The 5,606-nt window shown below is 71.1% G+C and carries 5 protein-coding genes; 3 read left to right on the top strand and 2 right to left on the bottom strand.

Annotation, left to right across the window (positions count from 1 at the left end):
* Positions 1-48: 48 nt before the first annotated feature.
* Complete coding sequence (locus ACFXAE_RS34090; protein ID WP_384722868.1) at positions 49-633, bottom strand: biotin transporter BioY; 585 nt, start codon at positions 631-633, stop codon at positions 49-51.
* Positions 634-1,015: 382 nt separating this feature from the next.
* Between ACFXAE_RS34090 and ACFXAE_RS34085 the strand changes: the two genes are divergently transcribed.
* Both ACFXAE_RS34085 and ACFXAE_RS34080 read left to right on the top strand, forming a co-directional pair.
* On the top strand, positions 1,016-2,434 hold the full coding sequence (locus ACFXAE_RS34085; protein WP_384722865.1) for an amino acid permease: 1,419 nt from the start codon (positions 1,016-1,018) through the stop codon (positions 2,432-2,434).
* 230 nt (positions 2,435-2,664) lie between these two features.
* Entirely contained in the window at positions 2,665-2,907 is a 243-nt protein-coding gene (locus ACFXAE_RS34080) for a hypothetical protein (protein WP_384722862.1), read from the top strand.
* Here ACFXAE_RS34080 and ACFXAE_RS34075 read toward each other — a convergent pair whose 3' ends face one another.
* Positions 2,908-3,555, bottom strand: coding sequence for a DsbA family protein (locus ACFXAE_RS34075; RefSeq protein WP_384722859.1), 648 nt, complete (start codon positions 3,553-3,555; stop codon positions 2,908-2,910). It lies immediately after the preceding gene.
* Between the two features lie 177 nt (positions 3,556-3,732).
* On the opposite strand from ACFXAE_RS34075, the gene pepN reads away from it, so the two are divergent.
* Positions 3,733-5,606: aminopeptidase N (pepN, locus tag ACFXAE_RS34070; protein WP_384722856.1), on the top strand; the 1,874-nt coding region annotated here is incomplete at its 3' end.

Genomic DNA, 5,606 nt, shown 5'->3' with positions numbered 1-5,606 from the left:
GCGCCGTACGGCGCCCCCGCCGAGCCTCTCGTCGCAGAACCCGGGCGGTTACCGCTTGTCGACGAACTTCCAGGCGGTGGGCAGCACGCCCATCGCCAGGGCCGCCTTCAGGGCGTCGCCGACGAGGAACGGGGTGAGGCCGGCCGCGATCGCGGCGGAGGCGGACATGCCGGTGGCGAGGGCCAGGTAGGGCACGCCGACGGCGTAGATGACCGCCGAGCCGAGCACCATGGTGCCCGCCGTGCGCCAGACGGAGCGGTCGGCGCCGCGGCGGGCCAGGGCGCCCACGACGACGGAGGCCAGCAGCATGCCGAGGACGTAGCCGAAGGACGGCATCCCCGTCCCCGCCCTGCCCTCCGCGAACCACGGCACGCCGGCCGCGCCCACCAGCGCGTACACCGCCAGGGAGACGAAGCCCCGGCGGGCGCCGAGGGCGGTGCCGACGAGGAGCGCCGCGAAGGTCTGGCCGGTCACCGGCACCGGGGAGCCGGGGACGGGCACCGCGATCTGGGCGGCGAGGCCGGTGAGCGCGGCGCCGCCGAGCACGAGCGCGGCGTCCCGGACACGGGAGGCCGGGATGAGGTCCGCGAGGACCTGTCCGGATCGGGCGGACGTGACGGTAGCGGTGCTCATGAGGTCTCCGCGGGGTGAGGGCGGTTGGGGACACCGCGACGCTATACCGGCGCCCGCGCGCCGATCACCGTCAGCGGTCGACAAAGGCGCCGACGCGGACTTGGTGGGCTCCGGACAAAGAGCGGGACGGACGAGGGGCACGGGGTGACTCCGGTCACTGAGGTGACGTGGTTTCGCCAACATCCGGCACGGGAACGGCGGCTGTAGGGATCCACCAAGCGGTCCGGACGACGCCTCGCACCATGTGACGGCCGCCAGGTAACCGGAACATCACCCTCCGCATGTCACGTGTCCATATGCTGGTCGGCCTCCCCGTGCGCGTGGAAGGCCGACCAGACTGGGTGGCGTTTTTGCCGTCTCCCGCATTGGACGAGTCGCGCCCATGCCCCGCACCTCCCCCACGTCCTCGACTTCGCCCGGCCAGGCGGCACCCCCGGCCGCGACGCCTCCCGAGGCGGACGGCGTCTCCCTCTCGCACGGCCTGAAGCAACGCCATCTGTCGATGATCGCCCTCGGCGGGGTGATCGGCGCCGGGCTGTTCGTCGGCTCCGGGTCGGCCATCGCCGCCGCCGGTCCGTCCGTGGTCGTCGCCTACACCCTCTCCGGCCTCCTGGTGATGCTGGTGATGCGAATGCTGGGCGAGATGTCCGCCGCGCATCCGTCGTCGGGCTCCTTCTCGGCGCACGCCGAGCGGGCGATCGGGCCCTGGGCGGGGTTCACCGCCGGCTGGTCGTTCTGGGTGCTGCTGTGCACGGCGGTCGGCCTGGAGGGCATCGGCGCCGCGACGATCGTCACCGGCTGGCTGCCGGGTACGCCCGCGTGGGCGTGGGTGGCGCTGTTCATGGTGGTGTTCTGCGGGACGAACCTCGCGGCGGTGAAGAACTTCGGCGAGTTCGAGTTCTGGTTCGCGGCCCTCAAGGTCGGCGCGATCTCCCTGTTCCTGGTGCTCGGCGTGCTGGCCGTCGCGGGCGTGCTGCCCGGCACGGACTCCCCGGGCGCCTCCCACCTCACCGACTTCCTCCCCAACGGCGCGGAGGGCCTGGTGATCGGGCTGCTCGCCTCCGTCTTCGCGTACGGCGGTCTGGAGACGGTGACCATCGCGGCGGCCGAGTCGCGGGACCCGGTCAAGGGCGTGGCGGGCGCGGTCCGTACGGCGATGTGGCGGATCGCGCTGTTCTACATCGGTTCGATGGCGGTCGTCGTCACCCTGGTCCCGTGGGACTCCCCGGCGGTGGTCGAGGACGGCCCGTACGTCGCCGCCCTGGACCGTCTCGGCATCCCGGGCGCCGACCAGGTGATGAACGTCGTGATCCTGGTCGCGCTGCTGTCCGCGATGAACGCCAACATCTACGGCGCCTCGCGCATCGGCTACTCCCTGGTGGAGCGGGGCCAGGGCCCGAAGGCGCTCGGCCGGGTGTCGGGCGGGGTGCCGCAGATCGCCGTACTGGCCTCCTCGGCCTTCGGCTTCCTGTGCGTGCTGCTGAGCTACTGGCGGCCGGACGACGTCTTCGCCTGGCTGCTGAACACCATCGGCGCGGTGATCCTGGTCGTCTGGACCTTCATCGCCGTCTCCCAGCTGCGGCTGCGCCGCCGGCTGGAGCGTGAGGCGCCGGAGAGGCTGACGGTGCGGATGTGGGCGTTCCCGTGGCTGACCTGGGCGGCGCTGGCCGGCATGGCGGCGGTCTTCGTCCTCATGGCCCGGGAGCCGGACACACGGGTGCAGCTGTACTCGACGGGCGCGATGACGCTGCTCCTGGCGGCCGGGGGATACGCCTGGCAGCGGGCGCGCGCCCGGCACTGACGCCCGCGCCGACGGCCCTCGCGTGAACACGCGGGGGCCGTTTCGCGTCCCAAGGACTCACGGACGGCCTTTTTCGCTGCTAGCGTGCAGTTGCAAGGAGATTGCAATAAGTGTCCTGCCTCGTGATCGTCTTCTCACCGTTCACCCGGCAGGAGGAAAGAGGGAAGCCCTCGCGGGGACGTGACCCGCGAGGGCTTCCGGTATGCGGCGATCCGGGCCATGGTGGCGCAATGGCGACACAGAGGACAACCCGGGAGTTCTGCTGGACCTGCGACTCGGAACAGCAGCACCGTCAACTGAACAAGGCGGAACAGGAGGAGCTCAAGAAGCGGCTGGGCCGCGTGAGCGTGAGCGAGTTCCGGCTCTGCGTGAACGTACTGGATCCGGACACCGGGAAGCAGTGCCGCAACCTGCGTACCGGCTGGGACAAGAAGCCCTTCACCCCGCCCATCAAGATGCCCCTGATCGAGTGATCACAGGTTGCTGAAGTCCGGCCCCTTCGTCCGCGTGCGCTTGATCTCGTAGAAGCCGGGGACGGAGGCCACCGCGAGGGTGCCGTCCCACAGGCGGGCGGCCTCCTCGCCCTTGGGCGCCGGGGTGACGACCGGGCCGAAGAAGGCGATCTCCTCGCCGTCGGGTCCGGGGACCGCGATGACCGGGGTGCCGACCTCCTGGCCGACCTTCTCGATGCCCTCCTTGTGGGAGGCGCGCAGCTCGGGCTCGTACGGGGTGGAGTCCCAGTGCTCCATGAGGGACTCGGGCAGGCCGACGTCCTTCAGGGCGGCGGCGACCGTCTCCTTCTCCGGACCCTCGCCCTGGTTGTGGATGCGGGTGCCGAGCGCGGTGTAGAGGTCGCCGAGCACCTCGGCGCCGTGCTCCTGCCGGGCCGCGATCACCACCCGGACCGGGCCCCAGGCCTTGACCTCGAGCATCTCCCGGTACTCCGCGGGGAGCTCGTCGAGCTTGTCCTCGTTGAGGACCGCGAGGCTCATCAGGTGCCAGCGGACCTCGATGTCCCGTACCTTCTCCACCTCCAGCACCCAGCGGGAGGTCATCCAGGCCCAGGGGCACAGCGGGTCGAACCAGAAGTCGACGGGCGTGGCGGGAGACTTCTCCGACATGTCGCTCCTCAGTGAGGGAAGTGTTTCTCCGGGGAAACACCGCGCCTCCTGCCGGCCATTCCCGGCCCGGCCCGCCGTCCCCGGTCCTCCCGGCCGTTCCCGGCTGCCCCGCGTCAGGAGCGCATGGCAGGATCGGTCCTGTTCATCCCTGTCGACGACGCCTGAGGAGTGCCGCCCGTGCCCGGTGAGAATCTGACCCGCGACGAGGCCCGGGAGCGGGCAGCCCTGCTGTCCGTCGACGGGTACGAGGTGTCCCTGGACCTGCGGTCGGCGGTCGGCGAGAACGGCGGTGAGGGCCCGCGCACCTTCCGCTCCGTCACCACCGTCCGGTTCCGCTGCGCCGAGCCGGGCGCGAGCAGCTTCGCGGACCTGATCGCGCCGGCCGTCACGGCCGTCTCCCTCAACGGGCGGGACCTCGACCCCGGCCAGGTCTTCGACGGTTCGCGGATCGCCCTGGAGGACCTGGCCGCCGAGAACGAACTCGTCGTCGACGCGCGGTGCGCCTACTCCCGCACCGGCGAGGGCATGCACCGCTTCGTCGACCCCGAGGACGGCGAAGTCTACCTCTACACCCAGTACGAGCCGGCCGACTCCCGCCGGGTCTTCGCGGGCTTCGAGCAGCCCGACCTCAAGGCGCCCTACCGCTTCGAGGTGCGCGCGCCCGAGGGCTGGACGGTGTGGAGCAACGGGGCCGGTGAACTCGCCGACGGGGTGTGGCGGTTCGCGGAGACCAAGCCGATCTCGACGTACATCACCTGCGTGGTGGCCGGCCCCTACCACTACGTGACCGACTCCTACGAGCGGGTCCTCGAGGACGGTACGCGCCTGGAGATCCCGCTCGGCGCCATGTGCCGCAAGGGTCTCGCGCCGCACTTCGACGCCGACGACGTGTTCCTGGTGACCAAGCAGGGTCTGGACTTCTTCCACGACCACTTCGACTACCCGTATCCGTTCGGCAAGTACGACCAGGCGTTCGTGCCCGAGTACAACCTGGGCGCGATGGAGAACCCGGGGATGGTCACCTTCCGGGAGGAGTTCATCTTCCGGGGCAAGGTGACACGGGCGTCGTACGAGGGCCGGGCGAACGTCATCCTGCACGAGATGGCGCACATGTGGTTCGGCGACCTGGTCACCATGGAGTGGTGGGACGACCTGTGGCTGAAGGAGTCCTTCGCGGACTTCATGGGCGCGTTCTCGCTGGTCGGCGCGACCCGCTTCACCGACGGCTGGATCACCTTCGCCAACCGCCGCAAGGCGTGGGCGTACCGCGCGGACCAGCTGCCGTCCACGCACCCGATCACCGCGGACATCCGCGACCTGCAGGACGCCAAGCTCAACTTCGACGGCATCACGTACGCCAAGGGCGCCTCCGTGCTGAAGCAGCTGGTGGCGTACGTCGGCCAGGACTCGTTCCTGGAGGGCGCCCGGCGCTACTTCAAGCGGCACGCGTACGGCAACACGCGCCTCGGCGACCTGCTGTCGGTCCTGGAGGAGACCAGCGGGCGGGACATGGCCGCCTGGTCGCGGGCCTGGCTGCAGACGGCCGGCGTCAACTCCCTCACCCCGCAGGTGCTGTTGCGCGAGGACGGCCGGATCGACGAGCTGGCCGTCGTGCAGGAGGCGGCGGAGTCGCACCCCGAACTGCGCCCGCACCGGGTGGCGGTGGGCCTGTACCGGCGCACCGACGCCGGCGCCCTGGAGCGGTACGCGCAGGCCGAGACGGACGTCGACGGGGCGCGTACGGTCGTGGCGGAGCTGGCGGGCGCGGACGCACCGGAGCTGGTGCTGGTCAACGACGACGACCTGACGTACTGCAAGACGCGGTTCGACGAGACGTCGCTGGCGGCGCTCCGCAGCGGCCTGGGCGACCTCACCGACCCGCTGGCCCGCGCCCTGTGCTGGTCGGCGCTGTGGAACATGACGCGGGACGCGCTGCTGCCGGCCCGGGAGTTCATCGGCCTGGTGGTGAAGTTCGCGGGCCGGGAGACCGACATCGGCGTGCTGCAGATGCTGCACGCGTGGGCGGAGTCGGCCGCGGTGCACTACACCGC

The sequence above is a fragment of the Streptomyces sp. NPDC059454 genome (assembly GCF_042749965.1).
GTDB lineage: Bacteria > Actinomycetota > Actinomycetes > Streptomycetales > Streptomycetaceae > Streptomyces.
This window is presented reverse-complemented; position numbering and strand designations above follow the sequence as displayed.